Consider the following 25,253-nt stretch of genomic DNA (forward strand, 5'->3'; position numbering starts at 1 on the left):
CTTTATGTAGGAATTGTAATGATAAAAATTACGATCAAAACCTGAATTAGACTACGCTAAATGATCCATATAAAGCCTTCAAATAAAATAATATCTAAAGAATCAACTAGACGAAACACTACATTTTGTTAGTCTAAATACCATCAAATACAACAACAGCCATAAATTATGAAAAGTCTTGCCTTTATTCAGCGGAATGACACGTATTTTGCAATTGGGGATTTTTACCCTGCTCTCTCGGTGTTTTCATATCATGAATTAGGCAATACAACTTCACCCTTTTTATTATTGGATCATCTAGGGCCTGGACGCTTAGCACCGAAAAGTACTAAAAAAGGCGTCAATGAGCATCCACATCGTGGTTTTGAAACGGTGACTTTTGTTTTTGCTGGTGAACTAGAACATCAAGACTCAACAGGTCAAGGCGGCATCATCGCTCAAGGTGATGTTCAATGGATGACAGCAGCTTCTGGCATTCAGCATATAGAGCATTTTAGTCCTGCATTCCGTGAGCAAGGTGGATACTTTGAAATGGTGCAATTATGGGTTAATTTGCCTGCGAAAGATAAAATGTCGTCACCCCGCTATCAAAGCTTGTTAAGCAATACCATCCCTAAAGTACAACTGGATCAAGATGCAGGTTATGTTCGTATTGTGGCTGGACAATTTCAGAATACATTGGGAATTGCAAAAACATTCAGTCCGATGAATGTCTTAGATGTTCATCTCAATAAAGACCAACACCTCACCTTGCCAGCATCACATGGAGACACCATCCTTATTTATTTGCGTAAAGGCAAGCTCCAATTCGCAAAAGATGAAGAAATTCTAGAAGAACAAGCTTTGGCAGTCATGTCGAGCTTCGATAACGATGTTGCCATCAAGGCCTTAGAACATTGTGATTTATTATTTTTATCCGCACCACCATTACAAGAACCAATCAATGGACATGGCTTTTTCGTAATGAATAGCTATGAAGAAATTCTACAAGCCTATGAAGACTTAAAAAATGGTACTTTTGGGAAAGCTTCTAACTAAACAAATGGCTCAAAATTTGAGATATAAAAAAACCCGCTAAAAGCGGGTTTTCTTGAACTATTAAAACTTAAGCTTCAACAGTTACATAGCGACGGCCAAATTGACCTTTCACTTCAAATTTTACTACGCCGTCAGCAGTAGCAAATAAAGTATGGTCACGACCCATACCAACATTTGCACCAGCGTGGAATTCTGTACCACGTTGACGAACGATGATGTTACCAGCAGTTACAGTTTGACCACCGTAAACTTTAACACCTAACATCTTAGGATTCGAATCACGACCGTTCTTAGTCGATCCACCGGCTTTTTTAGTTGCCATGTCTATTTACTCCTCGTGTTAGCCTGCGATACCAGTAATTTTCAACTCGGTAAACCATTGACGGTGACCTTGTTGCTTACGGTAGTGTTTACGACGACGCATTTTGATGATGCGGATTTTGTCGTGACGACCATGGCCAACTACTTCTGCAGTTACTTTTGCGCCAGCTACAACTGGAGCACCGATTTGAATGTTGTCACCGTTAACAACCATTAATACGTCATCAAACGTAATAGTCGCGCCAGTTTCAGCTTTCAATAATTCTACTTTAAGGGTTTCACCCTCAACAACACGGTGCTGTTTACCACCGCTTTGGATTACTGCGTACATAATGTACTCCAACTTGCCCGTGTCGTCGTGCCGATAAAGGGACATATCGATCTTAAGACGAACGCCACTGGGGTTATACAAGGGGACAAATTTTAAGTGAAATTTGATCAAACAACAAGTCATTTTGCACAAATGCTCAAATATCTGAATATTGTTTAGATTTTTTAATAAAATCAATTAGATTGCAGATACGTTGTTTTGATTGATTCTTTCCGTGATTTACAATACATTTTTAAAAACAAATTGCGACAAGAACAAACTGTGTTTGAACTAAGTCAAAAGTAGAGTATTGAGGTTATGTGCGAAAACCATTTTTCTGCCTAAATTAACACCAAAAAACTCATCATCATGTTTTAAATGATGGATTACACAGCCTGTATAACTGTTTAGCAAAAGATTAATTGATACACTTAGCGCCATTACTCACCTGTACGAGGTTTTCCTTCATATGGTTATCGATTTTAAGCAAGACATTCTCTCCCCTGTTGCGACAGATTTTGCTGCGATGGATTACCTGATCAATGAAGGGATTAGCTCTAAAGTCGGTTTGGTGATGTCTGTCAGCAAACATGTTGTTGAAGCTGGCGGAAAACGGATGCGCCCAATTATGTGCTTACTTGCAGCACGAGCTTGTGGTTTAGCGAATATGCAGCACGCGCAACATTTGGCTGCAATTATTGAAATGCTGCATACTGCAACCTTGGTACATGATGATGTTGTAGACGAATCCAACCTCCGTCGTGGCCGTCCTACTGCCAATGCAACGTGGAATAATCAAACAGCGGTTTTAGTCGGAGATTTCCTGATTGCGCGCTCTTTTGATTTATTGGTCGACTTAAACAACATTACCTTATTAAAAGATTTCTCAACAGGTACTTGTGAAATTGCAGAAGGTGAAGTTTTACAGTTGCAGTCTCAGCATCAACCCGAAACAACCGAAGAGACGTATTTAAGAATTATTCACGGGAAAACTTCACGTCTTTTTGAACTTGCGACTGAAGGCGCAGCAATTTTGGCAGGTACAGAAGAATATCGTGAACCATTGCGCCGTTTTGCTGGTCACTTTGGTAATGCCTTTCAAATCATTGATGATATTTTAGACTACACCTCTGATGCAGAAACATTAGGTAAAAATATCGGTGATGATTTAATGGAAGGAAAACCAACTTTACCATTAATTTCAGCATTAGCTCATTCAACTGGCGATGATCATGCAATTATTCGTCGCAGTATCGCAACAGGCGGAATCGAGCATTTAGATAAAGTCATTGAAATTGTGCATAACTCGGGCGCTTTGGATTATTGTCAAAAACGTGCCCAGCAAGAAACGGATGCCGCTTTAGAAGCTTTAAAAGCTTTACCAGATAATGATTATCGCCAAGCACTCATCAATCTGACCTTAATGGCCTTACACCGTTTACAATAATTTTTTATGAGTGCCTATGCATTTTAATTTAACTGATCTCTTTTTAAAAATGCAGGAACAGCTTGACCAACCTCAAGCTGTTCTTGATGAAAACCTAATGATTGAATTGGTCAATCGTTTACGACCAAAAAATCCTAATGATGCAGAAGAAGTTAAACAACGTATTCATTCGTTGATTAAAACATTGTTACTCACACCAACATCTGCAATCTTGCTGCAAAACTTTTTACTCAAGTTGATCAGTCAATATAAGCAAATTAGTTTATATGCCGACAGCGGTATTTTATCTTTAGATGGTTTTTGGAATCAGTTAAGCCAGCGTTTGGGTGCGCACTTCCTTCCATTAGTTGAAGATGGCCAACAACTCAAAACATTGGTTGGAAAAGTTTTCCACCAGGAAACCGATAGTGATTGGCTGATCTTGATCGAGAAACAAGATTGGATTAGTTTATTTAGCTTAATTAGTGAAAGCCAAAGCAACACCAAAGAAAAGCAAATCTCAAAGAATGAACTGATTAAAGCGATTACCGTTCTATCCTATCGTATTAGCGGTATTGGTTTATATCCTGAATTTATTAATGCACAACCAGACATTATTGAATATGAATCCCCGTTCTTGGTTCAAAACCGAGAAATTGTTGAGTTTATAGAAAAGTATAAAAAAATTGTTGATGATCAAGATGCTGTCGTTGTACTCCCCCCACCAGACGCATCTCAAGCTTTTGTTATGCTTGATCAATGCCGTGATGTAGTACTAAAAATTCGTCGTGCGACTAAACGTATCGGTGTCAGTATCAGTTTGACATATTTGCTATCTTTGCTTGAACAAGCATTAGATCGCATTGAGTTATTAATTAGCTTGCTAGCCAGTAAAAATGAGATACGTTATACCTCTCTTGGCGAATTGATCACAGATTTAACACAAGCACATTATGATGAAAAAAGTGTTCGATACCTATTAAGTTCAACCAGTGAACTGATTGCTTTACAGGTAACTGAAAATGCAAGTAAAACTGGTGAACACTATGTAAGTACGGACAAATCTGGTTTCTGGGGAATGTACAAAGCTGCCGCTGGAGCTGGTGCGATTATTGCGCTGATGGCAACGCTGAAAATTCTCACTGCACGTTTTGTTCTTGCGCCTTTTATGCAAGCTTTCTTATATAGTATGAACTATGGCTTAGGCTTCATGCTGATCCATGTACTTCATTTTACTGTTGCGACTAAACAACCTGCGATGACCGCAGCCGCTCTTGCTGCTACGGTACAACAGCAGAAAGGCAGTAAAAATGCCCAGATCGCAGAACTTGCGGCACTGATTATTAATATTATTCGTACCCAGTTCGTAGCGATTTTAGGCAATATTTCGATTGCAATCCCTGTGGCGGCGCTGATCACATTTCTCTGGCAATACAATTTACACGAACCACTGCTCTCCACCACTAAAGCAGCGAAAACCCTACATTCATTAAATCCATTCACCTCTTTGGCTGTACCTCACGCCGCTATCGCTGGGGTGTGTTTATTCTTATCGGGTTTAATCGCAGGTTATTTTGATAACCTCGCCGTATATCGCAAAGTTGGCCCTCGTTTAAAACAACATCGTCGCTTAAAACGCTGGATGGGAGAACAACGCCTAGACAAGTTTGCAAACTATATTGAAACGAACTTAGGTGCGCTTGCTGGTAACTTTCTATTCGGCATCATGCTCGGCAGTATTGGCACCATCGGATTTATTTTAGGTCTACCCTTAGATATCCGTCATATCGCCTTTGCTTCAGCAAACTTTATTCAAGGTCTAATGACGATTAGCGGCTCACCAGATATTGGTTTAATCCTTGTGTCATTTTTAGGCGTTATGCTGATTGGCTTAACTAACTTGTTTGTCAGTTTTACACTCACGATTATTGTTGCTCTACGTGCACGTCGTGTTCGTTTTGCGCAATGGAAACCATTAGCGAAATTAGTACTTACACACTTCCTGACTCGACCAAGTGATTTTTTCTGGCCACCGAAACAACCAATTGAAGTTGATGATGAAAATTCAGCGGAACAGAAAGTGAGACACTAATCAAATTTTGTTATGTTTTTTTACTGAACCTTAAAAAAATCTGAAAATGAAATTATCATAAAATTTCAAGACTTGACCAAAAGTGTACTCGCAAGTACACTTTCAAACACTATACAACCCTGAACAATGGTTAAGCAAAAAAATGAGGTTCGCATGCCGCACCTACTACTTTGTATTGGTTGCATTTTTTTAGGATTCGGTGTGTTTGGACTGCTTTATTCCAACGCATCAGCTTTTGATCTATTGAGTGTTCAAACTTTATTTGAACATCGCTCATTTGCGCTTAACAATGTAGCAGTTCTGCTTTCTAGACTAGGCGGAATGCCTTTTTTACTATTTTTAACTGTGTTTTTTTGTGTCTACCACATTCGGATTAAAGATTATAAAAAAGTGACTTTTCTTGCTTTGAGTGTAAGTGGAAGTATTGTGATTGGTTGGCTTCTGAAATGGGGCATTGATCGGCCAAGACCTTTGGAATTTTATCATTTGGTTCAAAGTTATGGAGCATCCTTCCCAAGTGCCCATAGCCTATATGCTGCAACCCTTGCGAGTTTATCTATGTTGCTATTTAGAGAGCATAAGTACCGCAAAAGCGTCATTTTAGTATCTACTTTATGGTTTATTTTCATGGGGTTATCTAGAGTTTATGCAGGGGTTCACTATCCAACCGATGTACTTGCAGGTTGGGGAATTGGGTTAATTTGGACTTCGTTGCTTTGGTTTTGGCTGTATCAAAGCAATTTCAGCAACAATTTGTTTTTAGATAAAAAATCTAAATTGAGGTGGAATAATGATGTCGGCTAAGCTTTGGGCACCTGCCCTCACTGCTTGCGCATTAGCAACAAGCATCGCGCTTGTTGGTTGTAGCAAAGATCCTAAAGATGCACAGCAAGCAGCTGCTGCTCAAAAAATGCCGCCTCCAGAAGTTGGTGTCATTGTTGCTCAACCACAAAGCGTAGAACAAAGTGTAGAACTTTCAGGACGAACGGCTGCATATCAAATCTCTGAAGTTCGTCCACAGACTGGTGGTGTGATTTTAAAACGTTTATTTGCTGAAGGTAGTTACGTTCAAGCAGGTCAAGCGCTTTATCAAATCGACGCAAATACCAATCGTGCAACGGCTGATAATGCTCGAGCGGCTCTGTTACGCCAACAAGCAAACTTAAATGCTTTACGTGTAAAAGAAGGTCGTTATAGTCAACTTGTTGGAACAAATGCTGTTTCTAAACAAGAATATGATGACATTAATGCTCAAGTGAAATTAGCGGAAGCAGATGTTGCAGCGGCTCAAGCAGCACTAAAAAATGCTGAAATTAATTTGGGTTACTCTACTGTACGTGCACCAATTTCAGGTCAGTCTAGCCGTTCTTCCGTAACCTCTGGTGCGTTAGTGACAGCGAATCAGGCTGATCCATTGGTGACGATTCAACAACTTGATCCAATCTATGTTGATATCAACCAATCAAGCGCTGAGTTACTACGCCTTCGTCAGCAAATGAGCAAAGGTAGCTTGGATAGCAGTGGTAATACACGCGTAAAAATCACACTTGAAGATGGTTCTGACTATCCGATTGAAGGTCAGTTAGCATTCTCTGGCGCAAGTGTAAATCCCGATACTGGAACAGTGACATTACGTGCTGTGTTCTCAAACCCGAACCATTTGCTATTACCAGGTATGTATGCAACTGCCAAAATTTCTCAGGGAATTTTGCCAAATGCTTATTTGGTTCCTCAAGCAGCGGTTACTCGTTTGCCTACAGGTCAAGCGATTGCAATGGTTGTAAATGCTAAAGGGGTTATTGAGACTCGTCCAATTACAACTGTTGGTGTTAAAGGTCAAGATTGGATCGTGACTGAAGGTCTAAAAGCTGGCGATAAAGTCGTCGTAGATGGTGTTGCTAAGGTGAAAGAAGGTCAAGAGGTTTCAACTAAGCCTTACCAACCACAAGCAAATGCGCCTCAAGCTCAAGGTGCTGCACCACAAGCAGCCGAACAGAAAAAACAGGCCGACGCACCAAAAGCTGAACAAAAAGCAACTGCACAAGCTTAAGGGGTAGATTGCATGGCTCAATTTTTTATTCATCGCCCAATTTTTGCATGGGTGATTGCACTGGTGATTATGCTGGCGGGGATTCTCACGCTAACAAAAATGCCAGTTGCTCAATATCCGACGATTGCTCCCCCCACGGTAACCATTTCTGCGACTTATCCTGGGGCATCTGCTAAAACTGTTGAAAACACAGTAACTCAAATCATCGAACAACAAATGAATGGTTTAGATGGTTTACGTTACATTTCTTCTAACAGTGCGGGTAATGGTCAAGCATCGATTAACTTGAACTTCGAACAAGGTATCGATCCAGATATCGCACAGGTTCAGGTTCAAAATAAATTACAATCTGCGACAGCACTTTTACCCGAAGACGTACAACGCCAAGGCGTCCGAGTAACTAAATCTGGTGCAAGCTTTATGCAGGTTGTTGCCTTTTACTCACCAGATGGAAGCTTATCAGCATCAGATATTAAAGACTATGTGAACTCAAATATTTCTGAGCCACTCAGTCGTGTTGCGGGTGTTGGTGAGATCCAAGTCTTTGGTGGCTCTTATGCGATGCGTATTTGGTTAGATCCAGCGAAATTAACAAGTTTCAACCTCACTCCAAGTGATGTTGCAGCTGCAATTCGCGCGCAGAACTCTCAAGTTGCTGTAGGTCAGTTAGGCGGTGCGCCTTCAACTAAAGGACAAGTACTGAACGCAACTGTAAATGCACAAAGTATGCTGCAAACACCTGAACAGTTTAGAAAAATCTTCCTCAAGAATACTTCGACTGGTGCGCAGGTTCTTTTGGGTGATGTTGCTCGTGTTGAGTTAGGTTCTGATAACTATCAGTTCGATTCTAAATTCAATGGTAGTCCTGCTGGTGGTGTAGCAATTAAACTTGCAACTGGTGCCAATGCATTGGATACAGCTGCAGCTGTAGAAAAACGTTTATCAGAATTGCGCCATAACTATCCAAGTGGCTTAAAAGACAAACTTGCGTATGACACAACACCGTTTATTCGTTTATCGATTGAAAGTGTTGTACATACATTAATTGAAGCAGTTGTTTTAGTATTTATCGTCATGTTCCTATTCTTACAGAACTGGCGTGCGACGATTATTCCTACACTTGCCGTTCCAGTAGTAGTGTTAGGTACATTTGCCGTTATTAACATGTTCGGCTTCTCGATCAACACATTAACCATGTTCGCGATGGTATTAGCAATCGGTCTCCTCGTCGATGATGCGATTGTCGTTGTAGAGAACGTAGAGCGGGTTATGCAAGAAGAACATCTTGAACCTGTACCTGCAACTGAAAAATCAATGAGCCAGATCTCGGGTGCCTTGGTTGGTATTACCAGCGTATTAACCGCTGTATTCGTACCAATGGCGTTCTTCAGTGGAACAACTGGGGTAATTTACCGTCAGTTCTCGATCACTTTGGTTACAGCGATGATTCTTTCTTTGATCGTTGCATTAACCTTTACCCCTGCCCTATGCGCTACATTGTTAAAACAACACGATCCAAACAAGCAAGAAAGCAACAATATCTTTGCACGTTTCTTCCGTTGGTTTAACCGCAGCTTTGATAAACTTTCTGTGAAATACCAAGGTGGTGTCAATCGTATGACACACCATAAGCTTTTCTCTGGGGTTATTTATATTGCTGTGATTGCTGCGTTAGTTGGTCTTTACAAAATGCTGCCGTCTTCGTTCTTACCAGAAGAAGACCAAGGCGTAGTCATGACACTGGTGCAATTACCACCAAGTGCCAGCCTTGAACGTACAGATAAAGTGATCACGACAATGACTGATTACTTCATGAATAAAGAAAAAGATAACGTAGATTCTATCTTTACGGTATCTGGTTTCTCATTCACTGGGGTCGGTCAAAATGCGGGTCTAGCCTTCATTAAATTGAAAGACTGGGGTGAGCGTACGACACCTGAATCACAAATTGGTGCCATCATTCAACGTGGTATGGCGTTGAATATGATCGTGAAGGATGCATCGTACATTATGCCGTTGCAGTTACCTGCGATGCCTGAACTCGGTGTTTCGTCTGGTTTCGATATTCAGTTAAAAGATGTCAGTGGTCAAGGTCACGATAAACTTGTTGCTGCACGTAATGCGATCTTAGGTATGGCAGCTCAAGACAAACGTCTTGCTGGTGTGCGTCCTAACGGTCAGGAAGATACGCCTCAGTATCAAATTACGATTGATCAAGCGCAAGCAGGTGCTATGGGTATCAGTATCGCTGATATTAACAGTACGATGAGCATGGCTTGGGGTGGTTCATACATCAATGACTTCGTTGATCGTGGTCGTGTGAAGAAAGTTTACGTCCAAGGTGAAGCGGATACTCGCATGATGCCTGAAGACTTGAACAAGTGGTATGTGCGTAATAACAAAGGTGAAATGGTTCCATTCTCTGCCTTTGCAAAAGGTGAATGGACTTATGGTTCACCTCGTTTAGAGCGTTATAACGGTGTATCATCTGTTAACATCCAAGGTACTCCAGCTCCAGGCGTCAGTTCGGGTGATGCAATGCTTGCGATGGAAGAAATTATTGGCAAGTTACCGTCAATGGGCTTACAAGGTTTTGACTACGAATGGACAGGTTTATCTTTAGAAGAACGTGATTCTGGTAACCAGACAGTTCCTTTATTGATTCTTTCATTATTGATTGTATTCCTATGTCTTTCTGCGTTATATGAAAGCTGGTCTATCCCTGTATCAGTATTGCTTGTTGTTCCATTGGGTATCATCGGTGCGTTTACGTTGACATGGTTAGGCATGGTGATTAAAGGCGATCCAAACTTATCCTTTAACATCTACTTCCAAGTCGCGATTGTTGCGGTAATTGGTTTGTCTGCGAAAAATGCGATTTTGATCGTAGAATTTGCAAAAGAGTTGCAAGAAAAAGGTGAAGACCTGTTTGAAGCAACGTTACATGCTGCAAAAATGCGTTTACGTCCAATTATCATGACAACACTTGCATTTGGTTTCGGTGTATTACCATTAGCTCTTGCAAGCGGTGCTGGTGCTGGTAGCCAACACTCAGTTGGTTATGGTGTACTTGGTGGTGTAATTTCTTCAACACTTTTAGGTATCTTCTTCATCCCTGTGTTCTTCGTGTGGATTCGTAGTATCTTTAAGTACAAACCTAAAACTTTAAATACTCAGGAGCATTAATCGTGATGCAAACTGTATGGTCTATTTCTAGTCGTGGCATCGCAATTTCTGCACTCGCGCTTTCTTTGGCTGCCTGCCAAAGCATGCGCGGGCCAGAGCCTGTTGTGAACACAGATATTCCTGAAGGCTATGCGTCGTATAGTAATGCTTCTGGAACATCAATCGCAGAACAAGGTTACAAAGATTTCTTTGCTGACCCTCGCCTGCTACAAGTGATTGATATGGCGCTTGCCAACAACCGTGATTTGCGTACTGCAGCGTTGAATATTCAAAAAGCGCAACAACAATACCAAATCTCGGAAAACAATCAGTTGCCGACGATTGGTGCAAGTGGTAGCGCGGTTCGTCAAGTATCGCCGAGCAGCAACCCAAATAATCCTTACTCAACTTACCAAGTGGGCTTAGGCTTAACTTCTTATGAGTTAGATTTTTGGGGTCGTGTTCGCAGCTTAAAAGATGCAGCATTAGACAACTACTTAGCTACTCAAAGTTCGCGTGATGCAACGCAAATCAGTCTAATTGGTCAAGTTACTCAAGCTTGGTTAAATTATTCATTTGCCAGTGCACAACTTAAACTGGCAGATCAAACTTTAAAAGCTCAATTAGACTCGTTTAACTTAAACAAAAAACGTTTCGATGTGGGTATTGATAGTGAAATCCCTGTTCGTCAGGCACAGATTTCAGTTGAAACTGCACGTAATGATGTTGCAAATTACAAAACACAAATCGCTCAAGCTCAAAACTTGTTGAATTTATTGGTTGGTCAATCAGTTCCAAACAACTTATTGCCGAGCCAACAAGTTGCTCGTATCACACAAAAAGGTGTGTTAACGGCGGGCTTACCAAGTGATTTGTTAAACAACCGTCCTGATGTCAAAGTTGCTGAATATCAGTTAAGTGCGGCTGGTGCGAATATCGGTGCTGCTAAAGCTCAGTTATTCCCAACTATTAGCCTTACTGGTTCAGCAGGCTATGCATCAACTGACCTGAGTGATTTGTTTAAATCAGCAAATGGTTTATGGTCTATTGGACCAAGCATCAATATGCCAATCTTTGATTGGGGCACTCGCCGCGCGAATGTAAAAATCTCTGAGACAGATCAGAAGATTGCATTAGCGAATTATGAGAAGTCAGTTCAATCAGCGTTCCGCGAAGTGAACGATGCTTTAGCTACACGCGCAAACATCGGTGATCGTTTGACCGCCCAACGCCGTTTAGTTGATGCAACCAATACAACCTATAAATTATCAAATGCGCGTTTCCGTGCAGGTATTGATAGTTATTTAACCGTATTGGATGCTCAACGTTCTGCTTACTCAGCTGAACAAGGTCTATTGTTATTACAACAAGCAGACTTGAACAACCAAGTTGAACTATACAAAACACTTGGTGGCGGTGTGAAAGCGACAAGCAGTGAAACTGTAGCGCACCAACCATCTAGTTCAGAAAAGCATTACGCAAAATAACTATCAACTTTTGCGCACAAAAAAGCTCACTTCGGTGAGCTTTTTTTATTGCAACAATTGCGAATATTTCTTATCTTCAATACGACGTTTTAATGATTAGAAAATACAATGTTATTAAGTAGTTTAGAGTCCGTTCCTGGACATGAAATTTTGCGTCAATTTGATGTGGTTTACGGCAGTACCGTTCGTAGTAAACACGTTGGTCGTGATCTCATGGCAGGCCTTAAAAATATTGTTGGTGGTGAACTCACTGGCTATACCGAACTACTGGAAGAGTCTCGCCAAGAAGCAACCCAACGAATGATTGATAAAGCACGTGCTTTAGGTGCAAATGCGATCGTAGGGATTCGTTTCTCTACCTCAAATATTGCGCAGGGCGCATCTGAACTTTTTGTTTATGGAACAGCAGTTGTCGTTCAGCCTGTTACACCTAAACTCCCCGATCCATTTGGTGCGTAGGTAAACATATGGATGGATTAATTTTTCAGATTGCCCTGTTTCTAATTCTTTTTTCGGTGGGTTGGGGTTTTGGTCGTCATATCGAACAAAAACATCTCCGTGAATTGGATGAAAAAGAAAAGCAGTTTGCACATATTCGAGTTGATACCAATCGCTTTGAGCAAACCATAGCGCATGGGCAAATGGTTAGTAGCAACGTCGTTATTTCTCACGATTACTTTAAATATATTCTTGCCAATATTCAAAACTTTTTCGGTGGTCGCCTGACCAGTTATGAGAGTGTGGTTGAACGCGCACGTCGTGAAACGATGCTTCGCCTCAAGCAGGAAGCAGATCGAATAGGTGCAAATCATATTATGGGTGTTCGGATGAGTACCACAGAGTTAGGCATGCAAGGCGGTATGGTCGAAGTATTTGCTTATGGAACAGCGATCGTCAATCATCATTAAAAATTTGTCCTGTCATCTCGAAAATAACAGGACAAAACGCTAGTCGCCAAAAATTGCTTGCCAATAGTAGTAGGTTTTCTCTTCCCCATTATCAAGTTTAAAATCATAAGACATTTTTCGCGTCTCAATAATTTCAAACTCGACAGGCTTTTTAAATAAAGCACCTGAATAAGCAAAAGTGTGGTATTCACCATTTTCACCACAGACATCGACGTCACTCGGCATTCTTGCAATGAGTGCAGCATTAATATCTTGTCCAATAAAAGACGCATCTAATTTACTAGCATCCGTTACGATGATCTTGGTTTTAATTCCCGAATCCAAAAAGCTTTGCATCACTTCTGCCGAATTTAAATTCCAGATTGGTTCAACGACTTCAATGCCTAGAGGATGTAGACGATCTTCTCGATATTTGCGTACATCGCTCAGGTAAATATCACCAAATATAAAGTGCTCAACGCCTAGGGCTTTAAAATGATTAGCCGCGTCTAACATGTGTTGTTCATAAGCAGGAAGATTTTTTGGAAGAAATACAGGATAAAGTGGGATACCAATACTTTCGGCTTGCTTCTCAAGCAATGCATGCGGGATCGCATGCATTGATGATAATTCTGTTTCTTCATTCACTGTTGTTAGTAAAGCAACAACTTCAAACTCATTTTGCTCTAATACAGTATGTAGTGCTAAAGCAGAATCTTTACCACCGCTCCAATTAAAAACGGCTTTCTTACGGATGTTCACTATCATTTAACTCGTGTTTTACGAATCATTTTATACAACAAGCTTGGCGATAAGCGAGAGACTAAAACACCGAGTTGTTCCTTTTTCCCACCAACAACAATATATTCCTCGCCTGCCATCAACGATTCAACTACACGTTCAGCAAATACACCTGCATCTAAACCATTTTCAATTGCTTCATCTTGATGACCTTGCGGCTTCCCCTCACCATTTAAGGCATTAAAAGAAACATTGGTTTTCACAAAACCAGGGAAAACCACAGAAACCTCAACACCGTCTTTGGCAACCTCAGCGCGTAAACTATTCGCCCACATATGAATCGCTGCCTTTGCAGCAGAATAACTTGCACGATATTGAGTACCCAATAGTCCTGCTACACTTGAAACAAAGACTACTCGACCAATTTTTTGTTTAAGAAAAGTTGGCAAAACTGTTTTAGTAAAGAAAACTTGTGAGAAATAATCAACTTCCATGATGGCACGTTCAGTTTGCATGGTCGTGTCTTGAATCAATGCACGCTGACTCAAACCAGCATTATTAATCAACCAATCCACACGGCCTTTACATGCTAAAACTTGCTCATGTGCATGGCGGACTTGAGCTTCATCGGTAATGTCGGCAGCAATCGAAAGATGCTGTTCTGGCTTGAGTAATCCAACCCGTACCGCTTCTAACTCATCATAACGGCGAGATGTCAGTACAACTTGTGCACCTTGCAAGGCACATTCACGCGCCAAGGCTTTACCCAAACCTGAAGATGCTCCTGTGATCCATACCACTTTGTTTTCAAGACTTTTTAGCTTTGCCATAACCTGTTCCCTCTATGCTTGATGACGCATAAACTTAAGGAAATAATCAATATAAGTTGATGCAACTTGATGATCGAGTTGAGTGCCTAATTTCTCTAAACGCTTATATCCTAAATGGGTCGTCATCGTAATCACGCCATTTAAAGTTTTATCTACCACAAAATTGAACTTTAAACATTTTTTAGGTTCACGAATTAAGTGTGTCACACCCACATCAATCACTTCTGTTAACAGTCGTAATGCATTTGAGATTTCTTGTTGATCACCAGCAGCTAGCTTTTGACTTGATGTTTCTACCCTTTGAGCCAATTTCTGATCAATCGGATAAGTCATGTAAATAGTTTCATCTTCAATTTGCAGTGTCTTAGACAGATATTCCACCAATGGCACTAAACGATCATTACTGAAAAATGAGACTGACCACGGCATATATTTACGCACTGCTTCTAAGATTTGCTGAATCACTTTTTCAGATTCACCCGTTTGTGAATAGTGCTGATTTTCTTGTAATAGCACGATAAAAACTTGTTCGATGACCTCACAAGCCATTTCAGACAATACACTCCCCAAAGCATTGGCCTGACTATCTTTACTTCCTTGCATTAACTGCGTTCGAATATGCGCAAATCTTGCGTATGTATTCGCATGAATATTCAAAAAAACGGCGGTGTTCATTTTCTTAACCCTAATTTTTAGATCCATAAAAAAGAGGCTTTTTTATCAGCCCCTTTTTATCCATCAATCTGTTTTTGTATCATTTTTGGCTTTCTGCACCCCGAATTTAACATATTCTATTCAGTATCAACATGCATAAATGCCAAAAAATGATTCACACAATCAGTCGCTGCATTTGAATCCACCTGATTGCCCATTTTCTCTAAACGCTTATAGCTCAAATGCGCGGTCATATTAATCACACCATTTAAAGTCTTATCGACCACTTTATTGAAATTCAAACATTTTTTAGGCTCACGGATAAGACTTGTCACTCCAAGATCAACAATTTCAATCAACGTTTGGAACACATCCACCATATCTTGAATCTCATTGTTTTTTAACTTATTGACCAATGCATGAGCCTGTTGAACTAAGTTTCGATCAATTGGATATGACACATACACTTGTTCATCGTGATATTTGATCATATCTGAAAAATAATTCACAAAAGGACATAACCGTTCATTGCCAAATAATGCAATCGACCACGGCATATATTTTCGAACCGCGCCAATAATCTGCTGAATCACTTTTTCGGATTCAGCGGCACTCTTTTGTGTGAGGTAGGTTGGTTGGCGATTTTGAATCAACAGCACTGAAAATACTTGCTCCACGATATCACAGGCAATTTCTGATAGTACTTCACCCAAAATGCGTGACTGGCTTTCTTGAGTCCCTGAATTCAACTGTTGGCGAATCGTCTCAAACTGTCCATGTGTCACTTCATTAATTTTCAATAGAATTGAATAACTCATAAGAAGCATCCTTTTTTTAATTTTCGCATTTTTATTTTGTTGTTTTATGCATCTACATTTATTAAATATGTGATCCAATAGACATAAATTTAGCTTTTTTCACATAAAAAACCAACGCATTTCGTCGGGTTTTTTAGATGAAAAAATTGATAGAATTTTTGCTACAATAGATCCAATTTTTTATTCATTTTTAATCTTCTATATTATGACCGACGCTCAATCTGCTCAAAATATTGCAACAACCTACGATCCAACTGAGATCGAAAAAAAGTGGTATCAAATCTGGGAAGACAAAGGCTACTTTAAGCCATCAGGTCAAGGTGATTCATTTTGTATTATGATTCCACCGCCAAACGTCACGGGTAGTTTGCACATGGGGCATGGTTTTAACAATGCCATCATGGATGCCCTCACCCGCTATAATCGTATGTCTGGCAAAAATACCTTATGGCAACCAGGGACTGACCACGCAGGTATTGCAACGCAGATGGTTGTAGAACGTCAGCTTGGTGCACAAAACATTAGCCGTCATGACATGGGTCGTGAAAAGTTCATTGAAAAAATTTGGGAATGGAAAGAACAATCTGGCGGTACGATTACTCGTCAAATCCGTCGCTTAGGTTCTTCTGTGGACTGGTCTCGTGAACGCTTTACTATGGATGAAGGTTTATCCAATGCGGTAAAAGAAGTTTTCGTTAAGCTACACGAAGATGGTTTGATTTACCGTGGTAAACGCCTCGTAAACTGGGACCCGAAACTGCAAACTGCGCTTTCTGACCTTGAAGTTGAGTCAGATAAAGAAGAAGCAGGTTCATTGTGGCACTTCAAATATTTCTTTGAAGATAAATCACTCCGCACACACGATGGTAAAGATCACATCGTGGTGGCAACCACACGTCCTGAAACATTACTGGGCGATACAGCCGTTGCAGTGGCGCTCGATGATGAACGTTATACGCACCTTGTCGGTCAGAACATTATTTTACCAATTACAGGCCGTGCTGTTCCAATTGTTAAAGACGAATATGTCGATAAAGAGTTTGGTACGGGCTGTGTAAAAATCACCCCTGCGCACGACTTCAATGACTATGAAGTGGGTAAGCGTTGTGAATTGCCAATCATCAATATCTTCAATAAAAATGCGGAAGTATTGGCTGAGTTTGAATACATCGCCAAAGCTGGCGAACAAATTTCTAAAACCATCGCTGCACCATCAGACTATATTGGTTTAGAGCGTTTTGCTGCACGTAAAAAATTAGTTGAACAAGCAGAAGCGGAAGGCTGGTTAGATCAAATTCAACCATACACCTTGAAGCCACCACGCGGTGACCGTTCTGGTGTGATTGTTGAGCCATTATTGACAGATCAATGGTATGTGAAAATTGCACCACTTGCTGAGCCAGCTATTAAAGCGGTAAAAGATGGTGACATCAAATTCGTTCCTGAGCAGTACAGCAACATGTACATGGCATGGATGAACAATATTCAAGACTGGTGTATTTCACGTCAGCTTTGGTGGGGTCACCGTATTCCAGCTTGGTACGATGCCGAAGGTAATGTCTTCGTTGGTCGTGACGAAGCTGAAGTCCGTGCTAACAACAACATCCCTGCTGATGTTGCATTGAGTCAAGATGAAGACGTACTCGATACATGGTTCTCATCTGCACTGTGGACCTTCTCTACTTTAGGTTGGACGGGCGACAAAGCTAAAGATGCGGAAAACTATTTCCTGAATACCTTCCACCCAACAGATGTGTTGGTAACAGGTTTTGACATTATCTTCTTCTGGGTAGCGCGCATGATCATGATGACCATGCACTTCATGAAGAATGAAGATGGCACGCCACAAGTTCCGTTCAAAACTGTGTATGTACATGGTTTAGTGCGTGATGGTGAAGGTCAGAAGATGTCTAAATCTAAGGGTAACGTACTTGACCCATTAGACCTGATTGACGGTGTAGACCTTGAAACCTTAGTACAAAAGCGTACTACAGGTTTGATGAACCCGAAACAAGCCGCGAAGATTGAAAAATCGACCCGTAAAGAATTCCCTGAGGGTATTCAAGCTTACGGTACAGATGCTGTGCGTTTCACTTTCTGTGCGCTTGCCAACACGGGTCGTGACATCAAGTTCGACATGAAGCGTGTTGAAGGTTACCGTAACTTCTGTAACAAGATTTGGAACGCAACCCGTTTCGTATTGATGAATGTTGAAGGTCAAACTGTCGGTCAAACTGCGCGTCCTGATCTTTGGGAATTGCCTGAACAGTGGATTATCAGCCGTTTACAAAAAGCGGAAGCTGCGGTTCAACAAGCGTTTGCAACTTACCGTTTAGACTTGGCTGCACAAGCGATTTATGACTTCATCTGGAATGAATACTGCGACTGGTATGTCGAATTGACCAAGCCAGTATTAAACGATGCTGAAGTGTCTGAAGAGCGTAAAGCAGAAGTTCGTCGTGTGTTATTGGCAGTAATGGAAGCGTCTTTACGTTTAGCTCACCCAATTATGCCGTACTTGACTGAAGAAATTTGGCAAACACTTGCGCCAATGCTCGGTATTCAAGGTGAAACCATTATGACTGCGGCATACCCTGTGCCTGCTCAAGAGAAAATTAATGAGCAAGCTGAAGCAGACATGCAATGGTTACAAGGTTTGATTGGTGCAGTACGTAACATCCGTGGTGAAATGGGCTTAGGGAATGCACGTTTATTACCTGTATTGCTTCAAAACACCACTGAAGCTGAAAAAGCACAGATCACGCGTATTGAAGCGTTGTTTAAAGCATTAGCAAAAGTGGAAAGCATTACGTTCTTAGCTGATGCTGAACAACCGCCATTGTCTTCATCTTCTGTGGTTGGACATGTGTCTGTATTCGTTCCGATGAAAGGCTTGATTGATCCTAAAGCAGAATTGGGTCGCCTGCAAAAAGACTTAGACAAAGTGCAAAAGCAGCATGACCAAATTGCAACTAAACTTGGCAATGAAGGTTTTGTGGCAAAAGCACCTGCGGCTGTGGTTGAAGGTGAAAAAGTGAAATTGGCTGAGTTTGCTGATCAGTTAGTGAAGATTAAAGCGAATATGGAGCAGATTGCTGCGCTTTAAGGTGTTGCATATTTAATCTGATCTGTTGTATAAAGGGCTGAATAATCAGCCCTTTTTATCTTCAATTTATTTTAAGAGTTCCATATTACTCTTAGGCTAATATTATCTCTTTCATCATATTTACTGTCTTCTTTTTCCCACCCCAATAATTTTAAATACTTATTAGAAATATGATTTTTTGCCCATTCTTCACCAGCTAATACATCTAAAATGTATAAAACATTAGTTACTATTGGAAAGTATTGTTCTATATCAGTTTTCGTAAGTTTTTCGCCATCTTTCAATTTTCCCTTATGTGCAATTTCATTTCTGACCTCTATTAATTTTTGAACTTTTTTAAATAAGTCTGCCAAACTTTTCCATTGTTCAACTTCTAACTGCGAATTATGTAAGATAACAATATAATCTTTTAATATCTTATGGATGGGTGGACTAGGAAGATTATGTAGTATCCAATCAGTTTGAGGAGCTATCTTTCCTATATGTTGCTTTACTGCTACTTCCAATCCAGACGTTAATAACATCAAAGCACTCTTGGGACTTGTTTCTAATGTATTCTTAGCTTCTCGTAATAATTCATGACCAAGAGGAACATGAAAAGAGCTATTAAAAAATGCCTTATACTTTAGAGCATATTCGCTGTTCCAATAGAGCCCCTTCTTCATCCCCAAGTCAAATTGGTGGCTACTCAAAGGCATTAAGTGGAATTCTTTAGCTTCTTTTCTTGTTTTCCAATAAAAGGAAATCTGATCTAAAAAAGAAATTTGATTTTCGATTCCCTGAAACCAAACTATACCACTTACAAAACGGTGAATTGTATTTCTTAATAATTCTTCGATATCCATATATAAGTTTTCTATTTTTTTAGGTAGATGATTTCTATAGACGGAAAATCCATCTTTCAAAAATCCATTTGAGTCAATAATTTCTACTTTGGCAAAATTCTTAAAAGGAACAGTTATTGGTGCATCTTCAAGGGTTATATATTTATTATTATAAATTAATGTATCTATAAAATTATAGGATTCATCATCAACTTCTGCTTCATAATATGCTTTGCATACTACCCCTTCTCCCTCATCACTTTTTAATAAGACTAGTCGTACATTTAAATCTGATAAAAATTCAACACCATCTTCGTGTATATGAAAAAACCAATCTAATAAATGTAATTTTGCAACAAAAAAGATCTTCAATTTTTACTCCAAATAAATTCTATTTTAAATTTTAAATATATCTACTTTATATTCTTACATCTTCTATATTTTTAATGAGAGATGATTATCAGGAGGAGCTTTTGTTCTTCAGCTCCAAGCATAGTATCCTCAAATCCTCTAAAACCAATTCAGTATTAGTAAACACATCATTATTCCAATACCTCACCACTTTCAAACCCAAAGCTTCTAAAAACTTCGTTCGCTCAAAATCATAAGCTCGACCATCATCTGTATTATGTTGACTACCATCCAACTCAATCACTAAACCCAATTCATGGCAATAAAAATCCACAATATACGGCGCAATCACATGCTGTCTGCGAAATTTGAGATTCATAAATCGTTTAGCACGGAGTAATTGCCATATCAGGTGTTCTGCATCGGTGGCATTAGTCCGCATGGTTTTGGCGAATTCTAATAATTGTGGGTCTAGTTTCATTTTTTATTATTACCTCTCCCTAGCCCTCTCCTAAAAGGAGAGGGAACGTTCATTATAAATTTTATGCAAGTATATAATCACTTGTGACTCCCTCTCCCTATGGGATGAGAAGTATTGCTTCGCAAGGGGGTGAGGGAAACCTATAAAACTCCATGCCCCAACAACATCTCTATCCCACTCACCTTTTTCATATACTTTAAACGTTCCTTTTCCCACTTCAACTGCTGCTTTAACTCATCACAATCCACATCTATGGCTTTATACACATCCCCAATATGTACATGCTCGGCTTTAACTTTTTTCGCCAACTGAAAAGAATCTAAAATCTCATCTATTTGGCTTTCCAACTGCTGACTTTGAGCATCCAAAGCCAGTCGATAAAACTTTACTTGCTCCGCAGATAACGCTTTCGCCCCTACACATTTATTCTGTTCAAGCTGTAATTGGAGTTTGAGTAAATAAAACAAATCCTGCTGCTCATAAGCCTGACTTGCCTGCTGGAACAACTCGGTTTTTTCTGCTTTCTTGCTCTCGTCTTGCTCACGGTCAGGATGAATCATCGCGGCAATTTTTAAATACACCGTTTTCAGTGACTGGGCTGCCATCTGCTCCGCTTGTTCCCGTTTCTGCTGCTGTCTTTGCTGTTTAGCGTGTTCTCGTGCTAGTTGCTGCTCGGCTGCATGTTGTTCAAAGTCATCTTCATACGATGTTATTTGCTCATCACGTTCAAGCTGATCGACTTTTACTTGCTGCACTTTTTTGCTTTTCTTGGCGGACTGCTGTGCATGTTGCTGATAAAAAGTATCAATCTGATCGACTTGTTGCTGCTGTTCGTTGGAGAGCATTTTGGAATGTTTCAACATGCGCGCACGTTGGGCAATGCTTTCATCCAACTGCTGCATATCTGCTTTGGAAAATTCATGACTGTGTAACATATCCCAAAGCTGTTGCAACTGCTGAAATAGAACAGCATGGAGTTCACTATAAATAGGTAGAAGTTTTTGCCGTGTATGTTGCTGAATTTCGTCTTGGGCATTTTGCCATATAGCAAGGCTGATTTTTTGCTGTTCAATTTTATCAATCAGGCGATTCAGTTTTTTCTGCTGTGGAGACTGTTCTGCCCCTTGCTGCATGCTGACTTTAAGATCAAAGGACATCACACATCTACCTGAAAAAGAAAAAGTGTAGCAATAATCAAAGGCCAAAAGTAGCACTCAGGCCTTTGAACAGCTAGGCAAATCGATCTGAAAAAGCAAAGGAACAACTAAGCAAGACAATCCGTAGCATCAGTAATTAAAGAAATTACCCGATTACGCCCCTGCTGTTTCGCCCGATATAAGCACTGGTCGGCACGGCGAATAGCATCGTTCATATCCGCATCATCCACCTGAGCCAGACTGACCCCAATACTAAGACTGACGGGATGATTGTCGATAATGGATTCTTGTTCAATCGCGCTACGGATTTTCTCCGCCAAGTGCATCGCCCCCTCAAGCGTTGTTGCAGGCAATAATGCAATAAATTCCTCACCCCCCAAACGCGCCACAAAGTCAGTAATACGTAGCGTCGTCGGTAAAATCTCAGCTACACGTTGCAACACTTGATCGCCCACCTCATGCCCAAAGCTATCATTCACCTTTTTGAAAAAGTCGATATCCATCAACAGTACTGCATAGGTCTGTTCAGTACGTGACATTTGGGTAAATAAATAGCTCAAATAATCATTAAAAGCACGACGATTATGCAAGCCAGTCAAAGCATCGTAACGAGCAATGTGCGCCAATTCGACATTGGCTACTTGTAACTCATGTGTGCGTTCAGCCACTTTCTGTTCCAGTGTGGCATTGGCATCCAGCAGTTGATGCTTTTGAGTGAGCAAGGTATCAGTCATACTTTGTAAAGAATGTGACAAACCTTTTATTTCGCGAATACTGGTCTGGGTTGCAAAGCGAATATCTTCTTGCCCCTTTTCGACTGCATGGGCTGACTGCGCCAAAGTTTCAATTGGACGACTAAAACGATTCGCTAATTTATAGGTCATCAATAACAATAACAGCGACAAGATAAAGCCGATCGCCAAGATTTTATGTTGCAGTGATTTCACTTCAGCTAAGGCAATCGACATCGGCTGACGAATAATGACATGCCAACCTAAATTCATCTGGGTCTGTGAAAGCACAGGCACGTCAGTGGTTAAATATTGTTGATCTTCGCTCCAATTATCTACAAAATAATTGGCTTTATGTTTTTTAGAAACAGGAGGTTGTACTTGTCCGATACTCTTAAACGGATACAGAATTTCACCCTGCTGATTCACAATAAAGACTTCAATGCCACGTTGTGCAGCATTTTCAGACAGTGAACTGCTCAATACATGACTTGCCCAACTCCAGTCGGCATGCGCCGCCAATACCCCTTTGAGTTTCTTGGTATACGGATCATAAATGGGAGTGGCAAAATCAATGAAACGCATTGGTTCATTGGGGTTAATAGCTTTAATTTTCTTCGCCAGTAAAACCGCTTTATGCACATCGCCCAAATAGACTTGCTTGGAACCATGAATGAACCACGGGCGTTCCGATACATCCGCGCCTTGTAAGAGATGATCAGCAGCAACGGCAACTTGTCCGTCAGGATCAGCAATCCCAATCCAAGCATAATATTTATAAGATGTTTTAACTTGATCGAGTTGTTGTTGCACTCTTGGATTTTGAAAATCGGCTTCAGCAAAAAACGGCGACTGACTTAATAGCACCATCTCCCGTTCACGTTCTGTGAGGGAGTTTGCCAAGGTATTGCTGATACTTTTTGCCGCAATATATAAGGTTTGCCCACTACTTTTGCTCATTTGAACCGAGGCAGTCTTACCTATGTATAAGGTAATACAGAGTCCTAAGATAAAAGACATCCCTGCAAATAAAATCAGGAGTCGATTACGAAAGGAATCTATACGAAACATATCATTTTCACCTTAAAGCAAACTGCTTTTTAAGGTTCGCAATATATCAGATATCCTTTATTAATTATTAAGCTTAAATACCTAATAGCCTTGAAAATTCAATCATTCCGATAGAAATAGACTTTGGTTCTAGTACTATCCTTGCCACAAAAAAATGGCATTCTTATCAAGGTTCAGACAAGGATAACGACCGTTTTCTTTTTTAGCTCTACAATATCCATAAAGCTGTGCTATTTTTAAGCAAAATGCACCACTTTTCACCAAAACTCACAATTAAATTCTAAATTGGTGCGTTTTTTGCATAATAATTCCCATTAAATTGAGTTGTACTCGTATAACTTGAGTTTTTAGATTTACTAAATCTATTTTGGTGCAAAAAACGAATCAAACATTTACACCAAGACTAGATTTAGCACTTTTTTTGAGCACCACTATGCAAAACGTAGATTTATTTTTCTTACTGCTCGGTGCAGTACTGGTATTGGCAATGCATGCTGGATTTGCATTCTTGGAACTTGGCACAGTACGCCATAAAAACCAAGTCAATGCTCTAAGTAAAATCCTCACAGACTTTGCGATTTCAGCAATCGCATACTTCTTTGTGGGTTATTGGATTGCATACGGACAAAACTTTTTCCATATGGGGGCTGTCCTTGCAGAAGATCATGGCTATAACTTGATGCGCTGCTTCTTCTTACTGACATTTGCTGCTGCGATCCCTGCTATTGTTTCGGGAGGTATTGCTGAACGCGCGAAAATGCGCCCACAAGCTATCGCAACCTTGCTGTTAGTTGCACTGATTTATCCATTCTATGAAGGCATGATCTGGAACGGTAACTATGGTGTACAAACATGGTTAGAAAGTACATTCGGCGCAAGTTTCCATGACTTTGCTGGTTCTGTCGTTGTACATGCAATGGGTGGATGGATTGCTTTAGCAGCCGTGATTTTACTCGGTGCTCGTCATGGTCGTTATAAGAAAGATGGTCGCGTCAGCGCGCATCCACCCTCATCAATTCCATTTCTCGCTTTAGGTTCATGGATTCTGATTGTAGGTTGGTTTGGCTTTAATGTGATGAGTGCGCAACGTGTAGAAGCGATTTCGGGATTGGTGGCAATCAACTCTTTAATGGCAATGGTCGGCGGTACTTTAGCAGCGAACTTTATGGGCAAAAATGACCCTGGTTTCTTACACAATGGTCCATTGGCTGGCTTAGTTGCAATCTGCGCAGGCTCAGATATTGTGCATCCAATTGGTGCATTATTGATTGGTGGCGTTGCGGGTGCACTATTTGTTTACCTATTCACTTATACACAAAATAAATTAAAAGTGGATGATGTACTAGGTGTATGGCCATTACATGGCGTATGTGGTGCATTTGGTGGTATCGCTGCGGGTATTTTTGGTCAAGAAATGCTTGGAGGTTTAGGTGGGGTTTCGCTTATGTCTCAAATCATAGGTACAGGTTTAGGAATTGCGATCGCACTTGTCGGTGGCTTTGTGGTGTATGGCATCTTGAAAGCAACTTTAGGTATCCGTCTTTCTCAAGAGGATGAATATCGTGGTGCTGACCTTTCTATTCATAAAATTTCAGCCAACTCCGAAGAGTCGATGTTCTAATTTTTCAGTAAGTTAAAGCGGCTAAAAAGCCGCTTTTTTTATGCTTATTTAAGAGATGCTTAAGATTAGAACAGTTTAATAAAAAATATATT

At 40.4% G+C, this 25,253-nt stretch carries 21 protein-coding genes; 11 read left to right on the forward strand and 10 right to left on the reverse strand.

What is annotated here, in order from left to right:
* The first annotated feature begins 168 nt into the window (after nt 1-168).
* Nucleotides 169-1,038, forward strand: coding sequence for a pirin family protein (locus tag F959_RS01760; RefSeq protein ID WP_004876990.1), 870 nt, complete (start codon nt 169-171; stop codon nt 1,036-1,038).
* 67 nt (nt 1,039-1,105) lie between these two features.
* On the opposite strand, the gene rpmA is transcribed toward F959_RS01760, so the two are convergent.
* Together rpmA and rplU are read right to left on the reverse strand one after the other, a co-directional pair.
* The gene (gene rpmA, locus F959_RS01765; RefSeq protein WP_004640422.1) at nt 1,106-1,360 is read right to left on the reverse strand and encodes a 50S ribosomal protein L27; all 255 of its coding nucleotides are present in this window, start codon (nt 1,358-1,360) and stop codon (nt 1,106-1,108) included.
* A gap of 18 nt (nt 1,361-1,378) precedes the next feature.
* The gene (gene rplU / locus F959_RS01770; RefSeq protein ID WP_004652230.1) at nt 1,379-1,690 is read right to left on the reverse strand and encodes a 50S ribosomal protein L21; all 312 of its coding nucleotides are present in this window, start codon (nt 1,688-1,690) and stop codon (nt 1,379-1,381) included.
* A gap of 448 nt (nt 1,691-2,138) precedes the next feature.
* Between rplU and sdsA the strand changes: the two genes are divergently transcribed.
* From sdsA to F959_RS01810, 8 genes are all read left to right on the forward strand, one after another.
* A complete protein-coding gene (gene sdsA / locus F959_RS01775; protein WP_004876994.1) occupies nt 2,139-3,116 on the forward strand; it encodes an All-trans-nonaprenyl-diphosphate synthase in 978 nt (325 codons plus the stop codon).
* A gap of 16 nt (nt 3,117-3,132) precedes the next feature.
* Nucleotides 3,133-5,187, forward strand: a complete 2,055-nt coding sequence (locus F959_RS01780; RefSeq protein ID WP_004876996.1) for a site-specific recombinase — start codon at nt 3,133-3,135, stop codon at nt 5,185-5,187.
* 153 nt (nt 5,188-5,340) lie between these two features.
* Nucleotides 5,341-5,991: a phosphatase PAP2 family protein gene (locus tag F959_RS01785; protein WP_004876998.1), complete on the forward strand. Its 651-nt coding sequence runs from the start codon at nt 5,341-5,343 to the stop codon at nt 5,989-5,991.
* On the forward strand, nt 5,978-7,237 hold the full coding sequence (locus tag F959_RS01790; protein WP_004877000.1) for an efflux RND transporter periplasmic adaptor subunit: 1,260 nt from the start codon (nt 5,978-5,980) through the stop codon (nt 7,235-7,237). The genes F959_RS01785 and F959_RS01790 overlap by 14 nt, the downstream gene beginning before the upstream one ends.
* 12 nt (nt 7,238-7,249) lie before the next feature.
* On the forward strand, nt 7,250-10,423 hold the full coding sequence (adeJ, locus tag F959_RS01795; protein ID WP_004877001.1) for a multidrug efflux RND transporter permease subunit AdeJ: 3,174 nt from the start codon (nt 7,250-7,252) through the stop codon (nt 10,421-10,423).
* Between the two features lie 5 nt (nt 10,424-10,428).
* Entirely contained in the window at nt 10,429-11,889 is a 1,461-nt protein-coding gene (gene adeK, locus F959_RS01800; RefSeq protein ID WP_004877003.1) for a multidrug efflux RND transporter AdeIJK outer membrane channel subunit AdeK, read from the forward strand.
* A 108-nt stretch (nt 11,890-11,997) separates the two neighbouring features.
* A complete protein-coding gene (locus tag F959_RS01805) occupies nt 11,998-12,348 on the forward strand; it encodes a YbjQ family protein (RefSeq protein WP_004877005.1) in 351 nt (116 codons plus the stop codon).
* Between the two features lie 8 nt (nt 12,349-12,356).
* Entirely contained in the window at nt 12,357-12,797 is a 441-nt protein-coding gene (locus F959_RS01810; RefSeq protein WP_004877007.1) for a YbjQ family protein, read from the forward strand.
* 39 nt (nt 12,798-12,836) lie between these two features.
* Here F959_RS01810 and F959_RS01815 read toward each other — a convergent pair whose 3' ends face one another.
* The 4 genes from F959_RS01815 to F959_RS01830 all read right to left on the reverse strand — a co-directional run bounded on the left by F959_RS01815 (nt 12,837) and on the right by F959_RS01830 (nt 15,819).
* A complete protein-coding gene (locus F959_RS01815) occupies nt 12,837-13,544 on the reverse strand; it encodes a Dph6-related ATP pyrophosphatase (protein WP_004877009.1) in 708 nt (235 codons plus the stop codon).
* A complete protein-coding gene (locus F959_RS01820) occupies nt 13,541-14,347 on the reverse strand; it encodes an SDR family NAD(P)-dependent oxidoreductase (protein WP_004877011.1) in 807 nt (268 codons plus the stop codon). Before F959_RS01820 ends, F959_RS01815 begins: the two co-directional genes overlap by 4 nt.
* A gap of 12 nt (nt 14,348-14,359) precedes the next feature.
* Nucleotides 14,360-15,022 (reverse strand): hypothetical protein, encoded by a 663-nt coding sequence (locus F959_RS01825; protein WP_004877012.1) that lies wholly within the window; start codon nt 15,020-15,022, stop codon nt 14,360-14,362.
* A gap of 116 nt (nt 15,023-15,138) precedes the next feature.
* Entirely contained in the window at nt 15,139-15,819 is a 681-nt protein-coding gene (locus F959_RS01830) for a hypothetical protein (protein ID WP_004877013.1), read from the reverse strand.
* A 205-nt stretch (nt 15,820-16,024) separates the two neighbouring features.
* Here F959_RS01830 and F959_RS01835 point away from each other — a divergent pair, with 205 nt between their 5' ends.
* Complete coding sequence (locus F959_RS01835) at nt 16,025-18,925, forward strand: valine--tRNA ligase (protein WP_004877014.1); 2,901 nt, start codon at nt 16,025-16,027, stop codon at nt 18,923-18,925.
* A gap of 71 nt (nt 18,926-18,996) precedes the next feature.
* Here the strand turns inward: F959_RS01835 and F959_RS01840 are convergent, their stop codons facing one another.
* The 4 genes from F959_RS01840 to F959_RS01855 all read right to left on the reverse strand — a co-directional run bounded on the left by F959_RS01840 (nt 18,997) and on the right by F959_RS01855 (nt 23,540).
* Entirely contained in the window at nt 18,997-20,121 is a 1,125-nt protein-coding gene (locus tag F959_RS01840; protein WP_004877015.1) for a hypothetical protein, read from the reverse strand.
* A gap of 88 nt (nt 20,122-20,209) precedes the next feature.
* The gene (locus F959_RS01845) at nt 20,210-20,581 is read right to left on the reverse strand and encodes an endonuclease domain-containing protein (RefSeq protein WP_004877016.1); all 372 of its coding nucleotides are present in this window, start codon (nt 20,579-20,581) and stop codon (nt 20,210-20,212) included.
* Between the two features lie 140 nt (nt 20,582-20,721).
* Entirely contained in the window at nt 20,722-21,738 is a 1,017-nt protein-coding gene (locus tag F959_RS01850) for a J domain-containing protein (RefSeq protein WP_004877017.1), read from the reverse strand.
* Between the two features lie 107 nt (nt 21,739-21,845).
* The gene (locus F959_RS01855; protein ID WP_004877019.1) at nt 21,846-23,540 is read right to left on the reverse strand and encodes a sensor domain-containing diguanylate cyclase; all 1,695 of its coding nucleotides are present in this window, start codon (nt 23,538-23,540) and stop codon (nt 21,846-21,848) included.
* Between the two features lie 433 nt (nt 23,541-23,973).
* Here F959_RS01855 and F959_RS01860 point away from each other — a divergent pair, with 433 nt between their 5' ends.
* On the forward strand, nt 23,974-25,161 hold the full coding sequence (locus F959_RS01860; protein WP_004877022.1) for an ammonium transporter: 1,188 nt from the start codon (nt 23,974-23,976) through the stop codon (nt 25,159-25,161).
* The last annotated feature ends 92 nt before the right edge of the window (nt 25,162-25,253 follow it).

Source organism: Acinetobacter venetianus RAG-1 = CIP 110063, from assembly GCF_000368585.1.
GTDB lineage: Bacteria > Pseudomonadota > Gammaproteobacteria > Pseudomonadales > Moraxellaceae > Acinetobacter > Acinetobacter venetianus.